This window comes from Phormidesmis sp. 146-12, from assembly GCF_052939495.1.
Window position 1 is genome coordinate 1 of the sequence record NZ_JBJPHS010000007.1, and the last position, 17,356, is coordinate 17,356.

Genomic DNA, 17,356 nt, shown 5'->3' on the forward strand with positions numbered 1-17,356 from the left:
CCCGATTTCGTGAATCTTAGGGGGGTCGGTCTGCCACTCTCTTAAGATACAAGGGAGGGCAGTTTGCGGCATCTTATGTTTAATTAGGTCTGTCTACTTATTGGTACTGATCTATGAACTACTGACTTGCCTCTGATCTGTCAGGGCTGACGCTACCCGACCACACCCAGCTACCCAAATCAGACGGCATCTTTGTAAAAAATTTTCAAGAACATCCACAGAGCGTCTTACTCACCGATGCTAGATGACAAACCGATCGCCCGATTTGAGCCAGGTCGATCATGCAATGGTTTCTGAGCTTATTGCAAATCAATCCCAATTAGGTCAAGATACTTTTGAGGTTTGCGCCTTTCTTATCGGAGTATCTGGATCACCATGACGATCGCACTTTCTAGTCAGACTTATGACGCTTTGTTTGAGGAAATGCTGGAGCAGATGCGCTATCCCGATCCTGAAGATGAGGCAGATGTGATTATTCCGTTTCCGTCTGAACTGGGGCGAGGGCTATCTCGAATCATTGACCTACGAGAAGGAATCGGATTGGTCATGGACTATTATGAACCCTTAAATGGTTTTGCAGTCTCCTGGGAAGAAGTTCACGAGCCTGATTATCTAAGAGTTGGGTTTCATTTATCAGGCGTTCATCACAGTCTTGAAGTTACCGTTTGTCCGGGAGAGTACTCTTTGATCGGTCGAGGTGCATCGTCTAAAGGATCATTTGAATCTGCTGCGGAACCGTTGAGAGAAATTGCTTTTTCGATTTCGATCGAGGAAATTCGATCGTTCTTCGGTCAGCTACCTGCTGGATTACAACCATTGATTGGATCACCAGATCAGTTGTCGTTTGTTCAGGGATATCGATCAACTCCCGCAATGGAGATTGCCTTACAGCAAATTTGGCAATGTCCCTATCATGGGGTGATGAAGCAACGGTATCTCGAAACGAAAATCTGGGAGTTGCTGTTGCTGTCGGTTGAGCCATTGTTAGAAGAGTCGCCTTTACTATCGCTTGAGCAGTTACCAGGAAATCTGAAGTCGGAACAGGTCGATCGCATTTATGCTGCAAGAAAAATTCTGTTGCAGCGATTAGAGAATCCGCCTTCGATCGCTGAATTGGCGCGATTGGTGGGACTCAACGATCGAATTTTGAAGGAAGGGTTCCGGGCTTGTTTTGGCACGACTGTGTTTAATTACTTGCACCACTACCGATTGGAGCAGGCACAGCAGTTGCTATTGACGGGCGATCTGAAGAGTGAAGAAGTGATGCAGCGGGTGGGCTTTACCAGTCGGAGCTATTTTGCAGCAGCGTTTCGTAAAAAGTTTGGCATAAATCCAGGAGAATATAGCCGTCAACAGCGACACAGACGATAGGTCGGGCGTGAGCTTGAAAAAAAGTACGTCTATCGACCAAAAAAAGTACGTCTATCGACCAAAAAGGGCTTCCAATCTCAATTGCATCTCCAGTATTGTCTATTGATAACGATTCCTAAGTACTGGTGTGATGATGATGAGTGTGTGGCTACGATCGCTTTTCGTTTCTGGCGCGTTTGTTCTGGTTGGGGCACTGTCCGCAATGGCAACAGAGCCGACGGTTTCTCGGCTGCAAGACCGTCCGAAAGCGGCGACAACCGTAAAGGAATGGATGGCGCAAACGGAGGCACAGCAGGCGCAGTTGGTGCGGGTGACGGGGGTGAAGGTGAATCCAACGCCGCAGGGATTGGAGATTGTGCTGGAGACGGAAAATGGGCAGGCGTTGCAGGCGACACAACAGGCGGAGGGCGATACGCTGATTTTGACGGTTCCGAATGCGGTATTGGCGTTGAGCAGTGGGCAGGCGTTTGAAGTTCAGAAGCCAGGGGAGGGAATCGATCGCATTGCCGTGACGCAAGCGGATGCGACGACGATTCGGGTGAGCATTACGGGACTGAAGGATTTACCGAGTGCTGAGATTGTGGCGGGACAGGGGTTAGTGTTGGCAGTGACCCCAGAGGAAGAAGTTGAAGAAGAGATTACGGTGACGGGGGAAGGAGCGCGAGGCTATCGAGTGCCGAATGCGAGTACGGCGACGAGGACGGATACGCCGATTCGGGATATTCCGCAGTCGATTCAGGTTGTGCCGCAGAAGGTGTTGCGCGATCGTAGAATACGATCGATTGGAGAAGGAATAGAGACTGTGAGTGGCGTAGTTGAAGCTGGCAAGTACTTCAACGGCACGAACGACTCCATAAGCATTCGCGGCTTTACAGTTTCCCGAACTCTCCGAAATGGATTCCCTGAGAACGCTGGTAATTCGCCCGTTAGTACTATCCCCGCAATTGTCCTTGATCGGTTAGAGATTCTGAAAGGTCCATCCTCAGTAGTGTCGGGTGCGATAGAACCGGGTGGGATTATTAACTATGTCACTAAGCAGCCTTTGCGCGATCCTTCCTACAAGATTGGCTTTGAGGCAGGGAGTTTTGGACGGTATCAGCCTAGTATTGATCTATCAGGTCCGCTGACAGCCGATAAAAATGCCCTTTACCGCCTCATTGCTGCCTACGAACGTCGAGAGAGTATCCAAAAATTCGGCAACTCCGAAATTACGTCATTCGCGCCTTCAATTTCATTTAAGCTGGGCGATCGGACAGATCTAGATTTGTACTTCGAGTACAGCAGGTACTATGCTAATCCCTTCATATCTGGGGTTCCAGTTTTTGACGATGGCAGTTTGCCTGAACGCAGTGTGTACCCTGGTTATCCCGGTTTTAATGAAATCGATGCGAGTGATAGAAGGGCTGGTTATTCATTAACCCACAGCTTTAATGAAAATTTGCAGATCCGCAACAATTTTGCTTTTACTAATACATTCTACAAAAGAAGACAAGGCTACGTAGACTCAGTTGTGGACAATCGTTTTCTCCGATTTGGTACTTTTGATGCCGATGAGAGCTATTACAACTACTATGCCGGAGTTGACTTACTCAGCAAGTTTAGGACTGGGTCTGTTTCCCACAACGTTTTGATAGGCTTGGATTTCAACTACTACACGACTAAGGGTGTCAGTGCTGGTAATTTCGATCCAACCGTTATCCCCTTTTTAGATATCCGCAACCCCAACTACAATGCTTTGACAGCAAAACCAGAGGTTTCTGCATCTCCTACAAATGTAACTGATAGAAAATCCTATGGACTCTATATTCAAGATCAGATCACCTTTAGTGATCAATGGAAATTACTGATCGGCGGACGCTATGACTGGATATCTGATGATACAGGATCGATTAGTCTGGATGATGTCAGGACTACTTCTGTGCAAAATGATGCAGCCTTCAGCCCTCGCATTGGCTTAGTTTATCAGCCCAGTAAAACTGTTTCACTTTATGCCAGCTATACCCAGTCGTTCAATCCAGCGATCGGACGCAATCCAGATGATCGCCCGTTTGAGCCAACTAAGGGAACGCAATACGAAGCTGGAGTTAAGACTGATTTTTTCAATGGTAGGCTTTCGGCAACTTTAGCAGCTTATAACATTACAAAGACAAATGTGCTGACTCCTGATCCTGATCCTAGCTTGGCGGTGCAGGGCTTCCAAGTGCAAGTTGGGGAACAACGCAGTCGCGGGATTGAGCTAGATGTCGCGGGCGAAATTTTACCGGGTTGGAGGATCATCGCTTCCTATGCGTATACTGATGCAACTGTCACTACCGATAATTCTAGTCCTAGTAAAGTTGGTAACCGCCTTGCAAATGTGCCGCAAAATCAAGCTAGTTTGTGGACGACCTACGAAATTCAAAAGGGGAATGCGAAAGGATTGGGATTTGGCTTCGGGCTGTTTTATGTGGGCGATCGTGAAGGTGATTTAGAAAACACATTTTCACTAGGGGACTATTTACGGACTGATGCGGCAGTCTACTACCGTCGCAATGGATTTAATGCTGCGATCAACATCCGTAATCTCTTTAACGTGAACTATATTAGTTCGTCTGCCTACAAGTTATATGTCGATCGAGGAGAACCGTTTACCGTTGTTGGCTCGATCGGTTGGGAATTTTGAGAAGATGTTTACCAGTTGACGTTAGGTAAGCAATTGCCATGATCGATCAGTTTGCGGAGAGTCTACGAAACTTGATAGGGAAAAAGCAAATCTGCTACCTATTTCAGTTGTTCCTACTGATGGCTTTCTCTACCTTTCTACTTGCCGCCTGTCAACATTCATCAGTACAAGAGCAATCTGCTCAAGTAAAACTACCTGACTGTCAAGTTGTTCAACACAAATTAGGGGAAACCTGTGTTCCAAAGCAACCACAGCGCATCATTGCCCTAGGAATTTCTTGGACGCTTGATCCAGTTTTGGCACTGGGTCTAAAACCAATTGCAACAAATACTTATAATTATGGAGAAGGAAGCTATTTTCCTGGACTTTCGGATGCGGAAGTTGCAGGAATTGAGATTATTGGATCTGAGAATCAGCCCTCTTTAGAACGAGTTTTAGGATTGAAGCCAGATTTAGTCATTGCCCTTGATCTTGATCCGCGACTTTACAATCCAATCTCCACGATCGCGCCAACAGTAGTCCGAGAATTTGAAAAAATCAAGTTCTCTTTCAAAGATAACTTTCGCTCGATCGCTCAACTGCTAGATCGCGAGGCAGAAGCAGAAAAAATTCTCGATCGCTATGAAGAAAAAGTCAGCAGATTACAAAGACGCTTAGAAAGTCAGCCCCAAAAACCAGAAGTTTCGGTCATTTATCATGTAGGAGGACAGTTTCAAGCACCAGCAAGTGAGGCGATTTGTTTTCAGGTGCTAAACGATCTCAATGTCCCCATCAAATCTGTATTTCTGAACCAAACTGAATACTTGCCGATCAGTATCGAAGTCATTTCTGAATATGATGCTGATATCTTATTTATTGTTGATTTCGATAACAAGCCATCATCTTACTTTTTGCAGAATCCTTTGATTGCATCATTAAAATCTGCCAAAAACCAGCAGGCTTATGCTGTTGGAGCGGATACATGGTTTCCGTATGGTCCTCTGGGAGTCGATAAACTACTAGATGAGCTTTCCAGTTATCTACTTATCTACTAAAGGATAGCAAGAACTGATTTCGCTGATAGTCGATCGTTAAGTTGTGAAGTGCGCGCTGCTCCGCAGATACCGCCAGGGTCGCGCTTTGATGGTCGATCGCTCGATGATGAACTGCGATCGCTTGATGATTTCTCAAGAGGTCGCGCTGCTATGCAGATACCGCAAGGGTCGCTTATCCCTCTGGCGATCGCTCCTTCAACCAAGCTTCTAAATCAGCCACACTGGTGAAATCTAACAACGCCTCGCCCAAGTCTTCTAGCATCGGTAGAAACAAAGTTAAAAGGCGCGACCCTAGCGGTATCTGCGGAGCAGCGCGCAGTTCCTCCGAAAGTTCCCGTCTCAGTTGTCGGGCGAGAAGACGGGTTACAAATGCGATCGCCTCTTCTTCCCGAACGATCGAGTTCCAAACTCCAAATTTCGAGTTCTGAAGTGGAACGATCGTGTTCTGAGATGCAAACTTCGTGTTCTGAAGGAGAACGATCGCACTTTAAGTCAGAACGATCGCTCCATCTAATTCGGCTACCTTAGTTTGAGCAATGCCATGAACTAATCGATTGCACGAACCCGTTGAGTCTTGAACATTGGGCTTCCCCCGCTTTGGGGCAATTCATCCCCTGATTCAGCAACGCCGGAATTAGAAGTAGAACTGCGATCGCGCTACTCCGTCCGATCCTGTTTCGATCGTTCCAAGTACCAGCATGAGAATAATGCGTCCCATTGTTATGTTCTCTAAATTGAATGATGTTAGCGATCGTGCTTAAAACTCCGCTCCCAGACTTCCAGTTGTTCTGGTGTCAAAATTTGAGCCATTGCTTTGAGATAATCCACAATTGCATCTCCGAGAAGCAAGCCTCCCACAATGTCCAAGACCATCTTTGGCAAAATCGCCATGACGAGGAACCTGAGAATAAATACGATCGGTGCGGCTCGAAACTCTGGCTCAATTCTGGCTTTTAGTTGCTCATTGGCTTGCTGATATTGAGCTTCTTGCTCAGGACTCAACGGCACCCCCGCATCCTCATACATTTGTCGAATCTCCTCCCAGCTTTGAACTTCCATTGTCCAATCTGATCGAGAATCATCCGGTTGCATTGCTGGTTCTCCTGAGTGGGTGTGCAATTAGAAAACAAGAGGTTTATACCCAATCAATTTGTGAATGCTACAGATCCTTTGCCCCTAGATCCCCCATTCTGAGGAACTTTGAGAATCCGAGACTTCTTTGACTTGAAGTCCCCTACAAGTGGCGGATTTAGGTTGCTCTCCAAGATCTGTAGCACTCAAAGATCAATTTGGTATTAGCCTTGCGAACTTGCTCAAACTGTCGAGGCGTGAGATTTGTACCTCTAAATTCATTGTTCAGATTGCGCTTCTCAACGGCTGGATCGCTTTCGTGATCAATGACAGGCAACACTTCCCAACTTGCTTTATCGATCGAGTCAACCAAGGCATCTTTTGGAGACTGAGCAACCGTCACACTTACCAATCCAACCAAGATTGCAGTACTAGCAACAACAGTCATCAACAATCGTCTCATTGTTTTCCTCACGTTAATTGATGTCCTTGAACTAAGGAAAAACGCCATCTTTTTGCAATTGCTTTTGGAACGATTTTGGCAGACTTTTGATTTTGCAGTGCCGAGGAGAATCGCCTTCATAGCGCCAAGTCAAGATCTTGCCTGTTCGATCGAACTCCACATTAATTTCGCAAAAGTCTCGATCGACGATCGTTCCTCCACCCGTGACAACAGTTTCCTTTTCGCCCCGACGATTGCGAGACTCATTGACATAGGTTGGTTCTTTAGAAAGCTCTTCTCGATCGACAATGTAAGAATAGAGCGTGTTTCCATTCGGCAAAGCAAACGAAGTAGTTGGCGCACCATATTTGCGAACAAACTCATTTACATTGCGACCCACCCAACTGCTCATGGTGGTATTCAATTGTTCTTTTGCCTTGCGATCGTCGCAGCCAACTAAGCTAATACTGGTCGCAAGTAAAAGCACCGGAATCCAAACTTTCATATTCATGGTTGTACTTCCTGACTATCGAAATGCTAAATCTGAACGAAGTTCGAGCGTCAAATCAGCATGGGGTCTGATAGAGATACGTTCTGACTGTTGTTTGCCTAGCGCAAAGCTGCCTGCACCGCCGACTGCCGCTCCGCCGATGACTTCTAGCGCGTCGATTTTACGATCGCCCGTAATGCCTGCCAAAATTGCCGCCGCTGCTGCTCCGATACCTGCACCCGTCAACACCCTGCCGAGTTTTGGATTTTGACGAATCGTTTCTCGATGGCTGACGACCGAAGATTGCGCTGCGATCTCATAGCGTTGTCCGTTCTGTAAAATCAGCGTTCTCGCCACAAATCGACTGCCAGTTCCAGCGGGGCGCAGTTCTCCCTCAATTTGAGCGCCTGCGGGAATCACAATTCGATTGTTGCGAAACACAGGATTGCGAACCGTCAAAGTCAAGGGCATTCCTTCTGAAGCAGCTACAAAAATCTGGTCTTTTTCGTGTTGCACGGAGATACGTGTTCCCGCTGGAACTAAGGTTCTTTGAGTTGTGACGACTCGATCGAACGAAGTCCAATCGCTAACCCGCACTTGAGCATTTGCCGCACTTGGAATACTGACACTGCTCAACATCATTACACTCGTCATCAGCAGCGCTAATTTGCTGTGTCTCATCGGTTTCACCTTGGAAATTTCTAGGTTTGTTGGGAACATTTGACCTTTACCCTGTGCGATCGACTAAAGTCCGCGTCGAGCTTGGGCTACATTGGCTTCTACTCGTGCAGCGCGTGCCGGGTCGAGTGTTTGCCGCGCAACAGTTACAAACCGCTCATACTGTCGTGGCCCTGCTCCTTGTGCAAGTGCATTGAGAGCCGGGAACAATCGCGCATCCTCGGCATCCGTGAGAGGGACGTTTTCGAGTAGACAGCGGCGGAAGACTGACTGAAGAACAACACGGCTCACCGCTTGCTGAATGTTTCTTGATACCTTGCCAGCATTTGCAGTGCCAAACACCGAACAGCCTCGACCCCTCTGAAATTCAGGCTGCAACAACTGTGTCCCACCAGCAGGTTGTGACTCGGTGATCATTTGTGTCCCATTACTGGGGCGGGATGCAGTATTACTTGCCAGCAAAGCAGCCACATGCGCCTCAATGCGTCCTATACGGTTTGCATCCAGAATTCGACGCGCACCAGCGAGGAATGTATCGTACTGCGCCTTAGTTCCAGCATCATTACCGAGATTGTCTCCTATTCCTGCGGTTAGCGCTTTGATCAGGGGATAGATGCGATCCTCTTCTGCCGTTGTGACGGGGACACCTTCCATCACACAGCGTCGCATGATTAGTTCTAGTAGTACTCGAGTCGCGACTTCACGACCCGCAGGCGTTGTCCGACCGGGATCGACGCGCCCAAACTGTCCGCAGCCGCCACCCCCACGGACGAACTCTGGTGCTGGTGTGGTTGCCCCAGTGAGTGGCTTCGCTTGCGCTAGTTGAGCATAGCCCATTGTCACTGCGAGCGTACTAGCGGCAATTAGAGCTTTCATCTGATTCATCGACAACCGAACACGATTCAATCCGTTCATTGCTTTCACCTTCATTAACTTTGTAGTTTGCTTGTTCCTCTCAGAACAAATCAAATCTACGAGTTAGCAAGGGTTATTTGCATGAGGCTAGAGTCCTGATTTTCTGATAGGTCTGGAGTCCTAGATGAATTAAGAGATAGGGCTGTAGTCCCAAGCGTAAATTGAGCAGAATGTGATACAAGAAAGCAACTTCTCCATACCGCGTCCTCATGTTCAGCAAACTTTCTATCATCAAATCCTGGTTACATTTACAGCCCCATCCGTTTCGATTGTTGTTGTATTTAGAATGGATTCTACTAGGGATTTCGACCTTCAAAATCTTTGGATTTCCAGCCTGGATGCAGCCCGCCCTGTGGGATGGTAAAACGCACACCTGGGGCAAGCCCTCCTTCTGGAATGGGTCAGAATACTTTGTGCAAATTAGCCTTAAACCCACCGATACAATTACGATTTTGAGTCTCTTACTGGCGTTTGGATTAATGGGCTTCGGATTGCCAACCACGCGCGTGGGTAAGTGGATTTATACCTCGATCGCATTCATGATCATTGGGACGATCGCAAATATTCAAGGTTGGGGATTAGAAACGCTTTCACCCTTATTGCTGATTGTTCTGTTACGCAGTTGTCTGATGTTTCAGAAGCGCGATCGTTGGATCATGGCAGTCTTGATGTGGTGCATTTATCCAATCACCCTATTTCCTTTTCTGCTGGTTTGGATTATTCTACATCCTGCCATCCGGTCTAAAGGTGAATGGACATCCTTTGACTGGCTTACATTCTTACCCAACGGCGGCGCTCGTCTCAATGCAGAATTTAGTGCAGAACAAGTTAGCAAGTTCTTTGACTATCTACAGGATTTTATTCTGTTCTTCTTAACAGATAGCTTGCTTTCATTTGGGTTGATTCTATTATTTGTTCTCCTTTTAGTTGGTTCAGTCGTCAATGAGCGGAACGGACGACGCAAACTTGCACAGGCACACGAACAGCTTTATCAATATTCAATTCAAATTGAAGACCAGGCAACATTACAAGAACGCACCCGCATTGCTCGTGACATTCACGATTCTCTAGGTCATCTGTTGACGACTCAGAATGTGTTGCTACAAAATGCGGCTCTCTCACTACAGTCAAATTCTGATGAGGCAAAAACGTTTCTCGATCAAAGCCGACAAATTTCTTCAGATGCGCTGAGAGAACTGCGACAATCGATCGCACTGCTCCGTTCTGATCCGCTAGAAGGTCGATCGCTGAGTGATGCCATTGCCACACTTACCCAAAACTTTCAGCTTGCAACAGGGTTATATCCAACGGTTCGCCTGGAGACACAAGTAGCCTTACCGACCAGAATACAAGTTGCAGTCTACCGGATCATCGAAGAAGCTCTAACCAACATCCAGAAATATAGCAATGCCACTCAGGTTAACATTCAAATTAAACTAGAATTAACTGAAAAAACTTTTCATCTTTCTCTGCAAATCGAGGATGATGGGCGAGGGTTCCAAGTTGAGCAAAATGCAACCGGATTTGGGCTACGAGGAATGCAAGAACGCGCCGAAAGTCCAGGCGGAACCTTCCAGATCATCAGTGCTCCGGGCGCAGGTTGCAAAGTCTGTGTAACCATTCCACTCCCTCAAGTGATTTTATGATTCGCCTGCTTCTAGTCGAAGATCAAACGCTACTCCGTCAGGGACTCAGACGTTTGTTAGAGGCGCAATCAGATCTACAGGTGATTGGAGAAGCAGAAAACGGGCAACAAGCGATCGAGCAAGCCGCGCAGCTTCAACCCGATTTGGTCTTAATGGATGTGCAAATGCCTGTAATGGATGGCGTTGCCGCGACTCAAATGATTTGCGATCGCAGCCCTCAAATCAAAGTTCTGATTCTCACCACCTTTGACGACGAGCACTATATTCAACAGGCGATGGACTTTGGCGCGATCGGCTATCTCCTCAAAGATACCCCTTCAGATGAACTTGCCGATGCCATCCGTTCTGCTCACAGAGGCTACACCCAGCTCGGCCCCGGACTGTTTCAGAAAGTGTTTTCTCAGCGGGTCGCCTCCCCAAATTCAGTCAGTTCGTCAAAAATTGAATTAGCAGAATTATCCCCTAGAGAACGGGAAGTACTGAGCCTGATTGCCACAGGTGCCAACAACCGCGAAATTGCTGAAATTCTCTGCATTACTGAGAAGACGGTGAAAAACCATGTCTCCAGCATTTTGAGTCGGCTAAATCTGCGCGATCGCACTCAAATCGCCGTCTTTGCCCATTCCTTTCTCACCCCAAAGTTGTCTGAGAATTCTGAATCTGTCAGAAAATAAAAGCTCTCGGCTCCCAACCTCACGCAATTAATCCCTACAAAATAGGCAGAGTGCAAGAAAAGTTGCAGGCGGCAAACAAGCTTGACTCACTTAAAAACCGCTAACCCAGGCAAGGCTGTAGTTTTCTTTATATCCTCGTATGTAATTCACGCAAGCTTTACAGCTATTTTTACTTCTGTCAGGTAAAAGTAAAATGTCAGGGTTACTGAGAAATCCCTCAATTGGATTGAAAGATTACTGATTTTCAGCTTAAAGTTGCGAATGAGAGGGAATTCTAGATAAAAGTGCTGTAGATATCCAGGGTGTTCGATATCTTTGTCTACTCGCCCTTTCTTTTAGACACATGATGCTCTAGATATGGGTGTCAAAATTTACGACAGCCCATCCATTCGAGGAGTCCCAAAAGCCTGATCGCTGATTTAGACTTGGTAGAAATTGGTACATCTAGTCTCTGGTCATCGTGCCAAAATCATCCTAGATTAAACGTGAAACGCATTCCAAGCTCCGCAAGATCTGAGCCGATCGATCGCCCAATGGCTGGCCGCAAGTTTTAACCCGCCCCGATCGCCACTGGCTCAAGGAATCCTTTAGCTTCTCACTGAAAACCGTTATGACTGCATCTCCTCATCTGCCCAACCGCCACGTTGGTGATCTTCTCAAAGACACCTTCGTCACCAGCAAATCTTCTCTCACCAGTGAACGGGTGCCCCTCAATCATGTCGTGATGGATGTGATCCCACATGGGGAGCCGCCTAATGTGGGTCGGGCAGAGTTTGTAGTTGCACCGTCTCTTGCAGAGTCTGCTCTCGTCTCGACTCAGACCACTTCACTACCCGCCAAAGGTCGGTTTGCCTCTTTTCTGGCTCCCCTGACGCAGACCAGATTTAAAGAAGTCGTCAAAGAGGTTGAGCAAAAGCTGCAAATCGTGAATCAGACCCTCTCAATGCTGGACATGCAAGGGTTTGAAACCATTCTCGAAGAGATGCTCAACTCGATCACCTCCAAAACAGGAGAATTGCTCAACGCCGATCGCACAACGATTTATCTATTGGATGAGGAAAAGAACGAGCTTTACACCACGACCGCAGAAGGAGAAGAGGGACGCAGCATTGAGATTCGCTTTCCGATCGACCAGGGGATCGCGGGCGAAGTGGCAACCTTTAAACGAGCCGTCTACAACCCCTTCGATTTTTTCAACGATCCGCGATCGACTCAAGCCAAAATTCAGTATCAAAAGACGGGATATCGAACCTTTACGATGCTGACCCTGCCTTTACTCAATGACCAAGAAGAGCTAGTCGCCGTTGTGCAATTGGTCAACAAATTAAAACCAGGCTGCGATCGTCACGCTCCCATTGATGAGCAGATTGATCTCAATGGCTTTACTGACTACGATGAGCAGGTTTTTGAAGATTTTGCGCCGTCGATTCGGCTGATTTTAGAATCCTCTCGATCGTTCTACATTGCCACTCAAAAGCAACGGGCCGCCAATGCTCTGATCAAAGCGACCCAATCTTTGAGCCAGAGCAGCCTCGACCTCGACGACACCCTCAAGCGCGTGATGGACGAGGCCAAAAAACTGATGAACGCCGATCGCAGTACCCTCTGGCTGATCGATCGCGAACGGGATGAAGTCTGGACTCGCGTCACCCTAGCGGACGGCACCTTGAGAGAATTGCGATTACCGATCGGATTGGGCAGCTTTGTCGGGCAAGTGGCCGCGTCGGGCGAAGTGCTCAATATTTCCTTTGACCTCTACGAACACGACGGCGCAGAAACCGCCAAGCAAACCGATCAAGCGACGGGCTATCGTACCTGTAGTCTGCTCTGTATGCCCGTTCACAACTCAGACGGTGAACTGATCGGGGTGACTCAACTGGTCAACAAGCAGAGACAGGGCGACTACCCTTCCTACGATCCTGCTAACTGGCCCCAGGCTCCCGAATGCTGGAGAGCGAGTTTTAACCGCAGTGATCAAGATTTTATGGCCACCTTCAACATTCAGGCCGGGGTCGCATTGCAAAACGCCAAACTCTTTGAAACTGTCAAACAGCAAGAGCAGATGCAGCGTGATATCTTGCGATCGCTCTCCAACGGTGTGATCTCAACAGATAAAGAAGGCTTCATTATTGCCGCTAACGAAAGTGCGAAAAAACTTTTGGGACTGGATGGGTTGGCGGCGATCGAAGGTCGTCTGATCACGGATCTGATTCGCATTGAGACGGGTGATTTTTGTCGCTGGTTCAAAATGTCGCTAGACGCGCAAAATCGTGAGCAGTACTATCCCGATCAGACGCTGCAATCGGTCGTCGGCGAAGAACAGCACAGCATTAATTTGTCGATCAACACGATCGCCGCGGCCAATGACAACCAAAAAGTGTCCGGTGCGCTAGTGGTGATGGATGACATCAGTGACGAAAAGCGGCTCAAAAGTACGATGTACCGCTATATGACCCAGGAACTGGCAGAGCAGCTATTAGAAAATCCAGATGCCGCCAAGATGGGAGGCGATCGCAAAGAAGTGTCTGTCCTGTTCTCCGACATTCGCAGCTATACAACCCTGACAGAAACGCTGGCCGCCGAAGAAGTCGTGGAAATGCTCAACCAATATTTTGAGTCGATGGTGGATGCGGTCTTTGCTCACAAAGGTATTCTTGACAAGTACATCGGCGACGCGATCATGGCGGTTTTTGGCTCACCGTTGCCGCTGGATGATCATCAGTGGATGGCAGTCAAAACGGCAGTAGAGATGCGAGAACGACTGGAACTCTTTAACGAAAGACGCGAAGCCGAAAATCAGAAAGCGATCAAAATTGGTATTGGCATCAATTCAGATACCGTGATCAGCGGCAATATTGGCTGTAGCAAGCGGATGGAGTTTACGGCGATCGGCGATGGGGTTAATCTGGGTGCCCGACTCGAAGGCGCAACCAAACTCTATGGCACCGATATTGTCATTAGTGAAAGTACGTATCGACCCTGTGCCGATCGGGTTTGGGCGAGAGAGCTTGATTTCATCAAAGTCAAAGGCAAAAATCAGCCCGTCGCCGTCTACGAACTGGTAGGGCTGCGCGATCAATCGATCCCTGCCCAAAAACAGCAGGCGATCGAGCATTACCACAAAGCGAGAGAGCATTATCTAAAGCGCAAGTTTGCTCTGGCAGTGGGTGAGTTTGCCCAGGTTTTGGAGATTGACAGCCACGATCGAGCCTCATCTTTGCACATGATTCGCTGTCAACATTGGCTGACCAATCCCCCGCCTGACGACTGGGATGGAGCCTGGGCGCTCACCGAAAAATAGCCTGAATTTTCTTCACAGTTAAAAAAGCCAATCCTATCTTTGAGCAGAAGCAATTAGCCCAATCAGGTAATGGGCAGTCAGGCTGAGAAAAGTTAAACTGCTGCTAGTAAAGCTTGATTCGGCCAGTCTGGTAAGTTCCACAGAAAGTTAACCCAGGAAGTTGAGTCGCCCTGGATTTGAAATGGTTTCACCATCATTTTTCATAATGTCTCACTCAAATCACGCTGATAGCCTTCATTTCTCTCAGAATGACTTTAAGCCAGACTCTCGTCAGTCTGGTCTTGAATTAAACCATTTGCCAAATCTCGAAACACTCATTCCTCAAAATCTTAGTCCTAACAAACGGGCCATTATTGAGCGATTGATTGCGCTACATCAAGCAGAAAGCGCTAATTAAATGTGAATTCGAGTATTCACTTCGGTTATGGAGTCGAGTTGTCCCTAAATCTCCCATGAATCTTGTCTAAAAGTGCGTCAGCATGGGGGGATCGGCGACAGAAGGGCGGAACATCGAATCAAAAAACATTGTTGAATTGACGCTAATTAAATGTGAATTCGATGGATTGCTTCACTCCGATTGTCCATCTGGGAACGCCCCCTACATCCCCCACAAGTGAGGGACTTTGAGCCGGAGTAATTGTTTTGAAGTCCCCCAGAATGGGAGGTTGGGGGGCAGAAGCGGTTGACAACGCAGCGAAAAATCTTCATCGAACCGACGCTAATTAAAGCTACCTGCCAGCACCCCCGATTTGATTTTGTAAATTTACGATCAGGTATTTAGAGAAATCCGTAAATTCCCTGACCTGTCTTGCGAAATCATTCTGGAATAGTCTGTAGTCCTCTTTGAGTGCAATGCCCGTTCCCCCGCATGGTCTCAGATAGGCAGGCTAAAACAATGATGACCAAAGAGCAGTCCCTTCAGATTCTTCAAGAACTAATTGTTAATGTCGAGAAAGCCGATACAGATGACTTTTTCGACCTCGCCCATATTGCTGGACTCAACCCGCTAAAAGATTTTTCTGAGGCGAATTTGAGCGGCGTTGATTTACGCTCTAAGAATATGTCTCATGCTGATCTAATTGGTGCCAATCTAGTCGGTGCCAACCTGATCAACACCAATTTGACCGAGGCGAACCTGATCAGCGCCAATCTGACCAACGCAACCCTGATCAGCGCCATTCTCACAGGAGCAAAACTAATCAGCGCCAACTTGACGGCCGCCGTTTTGATGAGTGCAGCATTAGATAATGCCAATTTGATCGAGGTGACTCTGGTCAGCGCTAATCTCAGTCAGGCAGACATTCGGCGGACAACTCTACTAGGAGCCAGACTAGAGGGCGCAAATTTGAGCGGGGCAAACCTGAATCATTCTGACCTGCGTCGAGTGAGCCTGATGGATGCTGACTTGAGGGGTGCCAGCTTGTATGGAACTGACCTCAGCAGTGCCGATTTGAGAAACTCAATCCTTGCAGATGCCGATTTCACAGGCACTAAAGTTGAAAGAACTCGATTTAGTCAAGTCTCAGAACTGTCGAAGGAAATGAGGCGTGACTTGAAGCAGCGGGGGGCGATTTTTGGGGGATGAGGGAGAACTTCGATGATCTGTTCCCCCTTTGGGGGTAATCTGCTTCGTGAGGAGAGATGAGGGATGAGTTAGGGTTTGATCCTTTAGCCATCCCAATTCTCTACTGAGCGCCATCAGACCTGCGAAGACCCTAGATCCGAGACTCTCACTCGCTCTGTTTAAAGTTCAAAGTCTAAAGTCTGACAAGACACGATCGGCTATCAAGTCGGGTTAACAACGGCGGCAGGGCCCAGTAGCGAGAGGTAGGGTTCGATGAAGCAGCGATCGGCTGCCGATTGGGCCCCTTCTACCGTTACGGCCGCTACCTCTTCTTGAAAGCGGGTGTCAAACTCGATGCCTAATCCCAAGGTTTCGTACCAGCCAAAAATTTGAGCAAGCTGAGAATTGGTCTGTTTGCCAAGGGCGTATTGACCCAGCATCTTGTTTTTGGCGGACTGCAATTCTTCTGGGGTCAGGGTTGTCGTGCGGAGGCGATCGACTTCAGTTTGCAAACCTTCTTGAGCGATCGCCGTATTCTCTGGTGCGGTGCCCATGTAGACGACAAATTGGGAGGTGTCGAGGCGGGTGGGGTAGAAGGCAGATACTTCGTAGGCTAGTCCTCGTTTCTCCCTCAACTCGACAAATAGGCGGCTCGACAGTCCGTTGCCTAAGTAGGTGTTTAAGACTTTGAGGGCGGCGTAGTCTGAGGCAGTTGTGGCATCCAAGCTGACCGCAGGGGCAAGATAACCCAGCATGACGATCGACTGTTGCGTTTCCTGGGGCGTGATGGCTTGCTTGGGGGCGGCGACGATCGGCGGCAAATTCAAAGTCGGTAGGGGAACGGAGGGGGCTTGCCAATTGCCCAATACAGACTCGACTTGCGCGATCGCGGCTTCGGAAGTCACTCGTCCTGCAATGCTGATCACAAGATTGTCGGGTCGAAAATAGGTTTGATGATACTGCTGTAAGTCTTGCTGCGTCAGTTTTGCAACGGTTTCCTCGGTGCCCAAGCCCGATCGAGCGTAGGGATGCTGACCATACATGGCTTGACGCAACTGATCCATCGCGATCGTAAAGGGTTGCTCTTGTTGAGAGCGAATGGCTTGCAGGGTGAGCCGCCGTTCTAACTCGACCTCTTCTAAGGGGAAGGTGGGCGATCGCAGCAGTTCTCCCGCCAGCGTTAACATCTGAGCAAAGTCTGAAGAGACAGTTTTTAGGCTCATTAAGAAGTAATCGGAGGTCGAATCTGTATTTAAGCTGGCTCCGATCGTTTCGACCTGTTCGGCAATCTCCAGGGATGAAAACTGCTGGCTGCCTTTGGTGATGACGGATGCGACGAGATGAGACAAACCGGACTGTTGAGGAGATTCCCATCGGCTCCCAGATCGGACAAAGATTCTAGCGGCAATGATGTCAGCCGAGGGATTTTCGACTACTAAAACGACGATGCCATTGTTGAGAACGGTGCGATGGATGGTGCGCTGGGCAAGAGTGGAAGTCACGATCGT

At 48.1% G+C, this 17,356-nt stretch carries 17 protein-coding genes; 9 read left to right on the top strand and 8 right to left on the bottom strand.

The window, feature by feature from the left end; translation table 11 throughout:
* Positions 1-375: 375 nt before the first annotated feature.
* The 3 genes from ACKFKF_RS04865 to ACKFKF_RS04875 all read left to right on the top strand — a co-directional run bounded on the left by ACKFKF_RS04865 (position 376) and on the right by ACKFKF_RS04875 (position 5,067).
* Entirely contained in the window at positions 376-1,371 is a 996-nt protein-coding gene (locus ACKFKF_RS04865; protein ID WP_446866656.1) for a helix-turn-helix domain-containing protein, read from the top strand.
* A gap of 136 nt (positions 1,372-1,507) precedes the next feature.
* Positions 1,508-4,033: a TonB-dependent siderophore receptor gene (locus tag ACKFKF_RS04870; protein WP_446866657.1), complete on the top strand. Its 2,526-nt coding sequence runs from the start codon at positions 1,508-1,510 to the stop codon at positions 4,031-4,033.
* A 119-nt stretch (positions 4,034-4,152) separates the two neighbouring features.
* The gene (locus ACKFKF_RS04875) at positions 4,153-5,067 is read left to right on the top strand and encodes an ABC transporter substrate-binding protein (RefSeq protein ID WP_446866658.1); all 915 of its coding nucleotides are present in this window, start codon (positions 4,153-4,155) and stop codon (positions 5,065-5,067) included.
* Here ACKFKF_RS04875 and ACKFKF_RS04880 read toward each other — a convergent pair.
* The gene (locus tag ACKFKF_RS04880) at positions 5,057-5,203 is read right to left on the bottom strand and encodes a hypothetical protein (RefSeq protein WP_446866659.1); all 147 of its coding nucleotides are present in this window, start codon (positions 5,201-5,203) and stop codon (positions 5,057-5,059) included. The two genes, ACKFKF_RS04875 and ACKFKF_RS04880, sit on opposite strands and share 11 nt — an antisense overlap.
* A gap of 36 nt (positions 5,204-5,239) precedes the next feature.
* On the bottom strand, positions 5,240-5,506 hold the full coding sequence (locus tag ACKFKF_RS04885; RefSeq protein ID WP_446866743.1) for a DUF4351 domain-containing protein: 267 nt from the start codon (positions 5,504-5,506) through the stop codon (positions 5,240-5,242).
* Between ACKFKF_RS04885 and ACKFKF_RS04890 the strand changes: the two genes are divergently transcribed.
* Positions 5,437-5,595 carry a hypothetical protein gene (locus tag ACKFKF_RS04890; RefSeq protein WP_446866660.1) on the top strand — a complete coding sequence of 53 codons (159 nt, stop codon included), beginning with the start codon at positions 5,437-5,439 and terminating at the stop codon, positions 5,593-5,595. The genes ACKFKF_RS04885 and ACKFKF_RS04890 overlap by 70 nt on opposite strands.
* A 216-nt stretch (positions 5,596-5,811) precedes the next feature.
* Here ACKFKF_RS04890 and ACKFKF_RS04895 read toward each other — a convergent pair whose 3' ends face one another.
* From ACKFKF_RS04895 to ACKFKF_RS04915, 5 genes are all read right to left on the bottom strand, one after another.
* The gene (locus tag ACKFKF_RS04895; RefSeq protein ID WP_446866661.1) at positions 5,812-6,159 is read right to left on the bottom strand and encodes a hypothetical protein; all 348 of its coding nucleotides are present in this window, start codon (positions 6,157-6,159) and stop codon (positions 5,812-5,814) included.
* A gap of 157 nt (positions 6,160-6,316) precedes the next feature.
* A complete protein-coding gene (locus tag ACKFKF_RS04900; RefSeq protein WP_446866662.1) occupies positions 6,317-6,601 on the bottom strand; it encodes a hypothetical protein in 285 nt (94 codons plus the stop codon).
* A gap of 31 nt (positions 6,602-6,632) precedes the next feature.
* Entirely contained in the window at positions 6,633-7,091 is a 459-nt protein-coding gene (locus tag ACKFKF_RS04905) for a hypothetical protein (RefSeq protein WP_446866663.1), read from the bottom strand.
* 15 nt (positions 7,092-7,106) lie between these two features.
* Positions 7,107-7,751 (bottom strand): hypothetical protein, encoded by a 645-nt coding sequence (locus ACKFKF_RS04910; RefSeq protein ID WP_446866664.1) that lies wholly within the window; start codon positions 7,749-7,751, stop codon positions 7,107-7,109.
* Between the two features lie 63 nt (positions 7,752-7,814).
* Positions 7,815-8,663: a hypothetical protein gene (locus ACKFKF_RS04915; RefSeq protein WP_446866665.1), complete on the bottom strand. Its 849-nt coding sequence runs from the start codon at positions 8,661-8,663 to the stop codon at positions 7,815-7,817.
* 209 nt (positions 8,664-8,872) lie between these two features.
* Between ACKFKF_RS04915 and ACKFKF_RS04920 the strand changes: the two genes are divergently transcribed.
* The 5 genes from ACKFKF_RS04920 (at position 8,873) to ACKFKF_RS04940 (ending at position 15,869) form a co-directional block, all read left to right on the top strand.
* Positions 8,873-10,309: a sensor histidine kinase gene (locus ACKFKF_RS04920; RefSeq protein ID WP_446866666.1), complete on the top strand. Its 1,437-nt coding sequence runs from the start codon at positions 8,873-8,875 to the stop codon at positions 10,307-10,309.
* Positions 10,306-10,983 (top strand): response regulator transcription factor, encoded by a 678-nt coding sequence (locus ACKFKF_RS04925; protein WP_446866667.1) that lies wholly within the window; start codon positions 10,306-10,308, stop codon positions 10,981-10,983. The genes ACKFKF_RS04920 and ACKFKF_RS04925 overlap by 4 nt, the downstream gene beginning before the upstream one ends.
* Positions 10,984-11,593: 610 nt before the next feature.
* On the top strand, positions 11,594-14,284 hold the full coding sequence (locus ACKFKF_RS04930) for a GAF domain-containing protein (protein ID WP_446866668.1): 2,691 nt from the start codon (positions 11,594-11,596) through the stop codon (positions 14,282-14,284).
* Between the two features lie 205 nt (positions 14,285-14,489).
* Entirely contained in the window at positions 14,490-14,681 is a 192-nt protein-coding gene (locus ACKFKF_RS04935) for a hypothetical protein (RefSeq protein WP_446866669.1), read from the top strand.
* 498 nt (positions 14,682-15,179) lie between these two features.
* On the top strand, positions 15,180-15,869 hold the full coding sequence (locus ACKFKF_RS04940) for a pentapeptide repeat-containing protein (RefSeq protein ID WP_446866670.1): 690 nt from the start codon (positions 15,180-15,182) through the stop codon (positions 15,867-15,869).
* A gap of 200 nt (positions 15,870-16,069) precedes the next feature.
* On the opposite strand, the gene ACKFKF_RS04945 is transcribed toward ACKFKF_RS04940, so the two are convergent.
* A complete protein-coding gene (locus ACKFKF_RS04945) occupies positions 16,070-17,350 on the bottom strand; it encodes a M16 family metallopeptidase (RefSeq protein WP_446866671.1) in 1,281 nt (426 codons plus the stop codon).
* Positions 17,351-17,356 lie beyond the last annotated feature (6 nt).

What these genes read in the sequence shown, in the direction of transcription:
- ACKFKF_RS04905 (WP_446866663.1), bottom strand. Translation starts at nt 7,091, where the DNA reads ATGAATATGAAAGTTTGGATTCCGGTGCTTTTACTTGCGACCAGTATT.
- ACKFKF_RS04865 (WP_446866656.1), top strand. Translation starts at nt 376, where the DNA reads ATGACGATCGCACTTTCTAGTCAGACTTATGACGCTTTGTTTGAGGAA.
- ACKFKF_RS04930 (WP_446866668.1), top strand. Translation starts at nt 11,594, where the DNA reads ATGACTGCATCTCCTCATCTGCCCAACCGCCACGTTGGTGATCTTCTC.
- ACKFKF_RS04910 (WP_446866664.1), bottom strand. Translation starts at nt 7,751, where the DNA reads ATGAGACACAGCAAATTAGCGCTGCTGATGACGAGTGTAATGATGTTG.
- ACKFKF_RS04940 (WP_446866670.1), top strand. Translation starts at nt 15,180, where the DNA reads ATGATGACCAAAGAGCAGTCCCTTCAGATTCTTCAAGAACTAATTGTT.
- ACKFKF_RS04890 (WP_446866660.1), top strand. Translation starts at nt 5,437, where the DNA reads ATGCGATCGCCTCTTCTTCCCGAACGATCGAGTTCCAAACTCCAAATT.
- ACKFKF_RS04925 (WP_446866667.1), top strand. Translation starts at nt 10,306, where the DNA reads ATGATTCGCCTGCTTCTAGTCGAAGATCAAACGCTACTCCGTCAGGGA.
- ACKFKF_RS04935 (WP_446866669.1), top strand. Translation starts at nt 14,490, where the DNA reads ATGTCTCACTCAAATCACGCTGATAGCCTTCATTTCTCTCAGAATGAC.
- ACKFKF_RS04870 (WP_446866657.1), top strand. Translation starts at nt 1,508, where the DNA reads ATGAGTGTGTGGCTACGATCGCTTTTCGTTTCTGGCGCGTTTGTTCTG.
- ACKFKF_RS04895 (WP_446866661.1), bottom strand. Translation starts at nt 6,159, where the DNA reads ATGCAACCGGATGATTCTCGATCAGATTGGACAATGGAAGTTCAAAGC.
- ACKFKF_RS04915 (WP_446866665.1), bottom strand. Translation starts at nt 8,663, where the DNA reads ATGAACGGATTGAATCGTGTTCGGTTGTCGATGAATCAGATGAAAGCT.
- ACKFKF_RS04920 (WP_446866666.1), top strand. Translation starts at nt 8,873, where the DNA reads ATGTTCAGCAAACTTTCTATCATCAAATCCTGGTTACATTTACAGCCC.
- ACKFKF_RS04875 (WP_446866658.1), top strand. Translation starts at nt 4,153, where the DNA reads ATGGCTTTCTCTACCTTTCTACTTGCCGCCTGTCAACATTCATCAGTA.
- ACKFKF_RS04900 (WP_446866662.1), bottom strand. Translation starts at nt 6,601, where the DNA reads ATGAGACGATTGTTGATGACTGTTGTTGCTAGTACTGCAATCTTGGTT.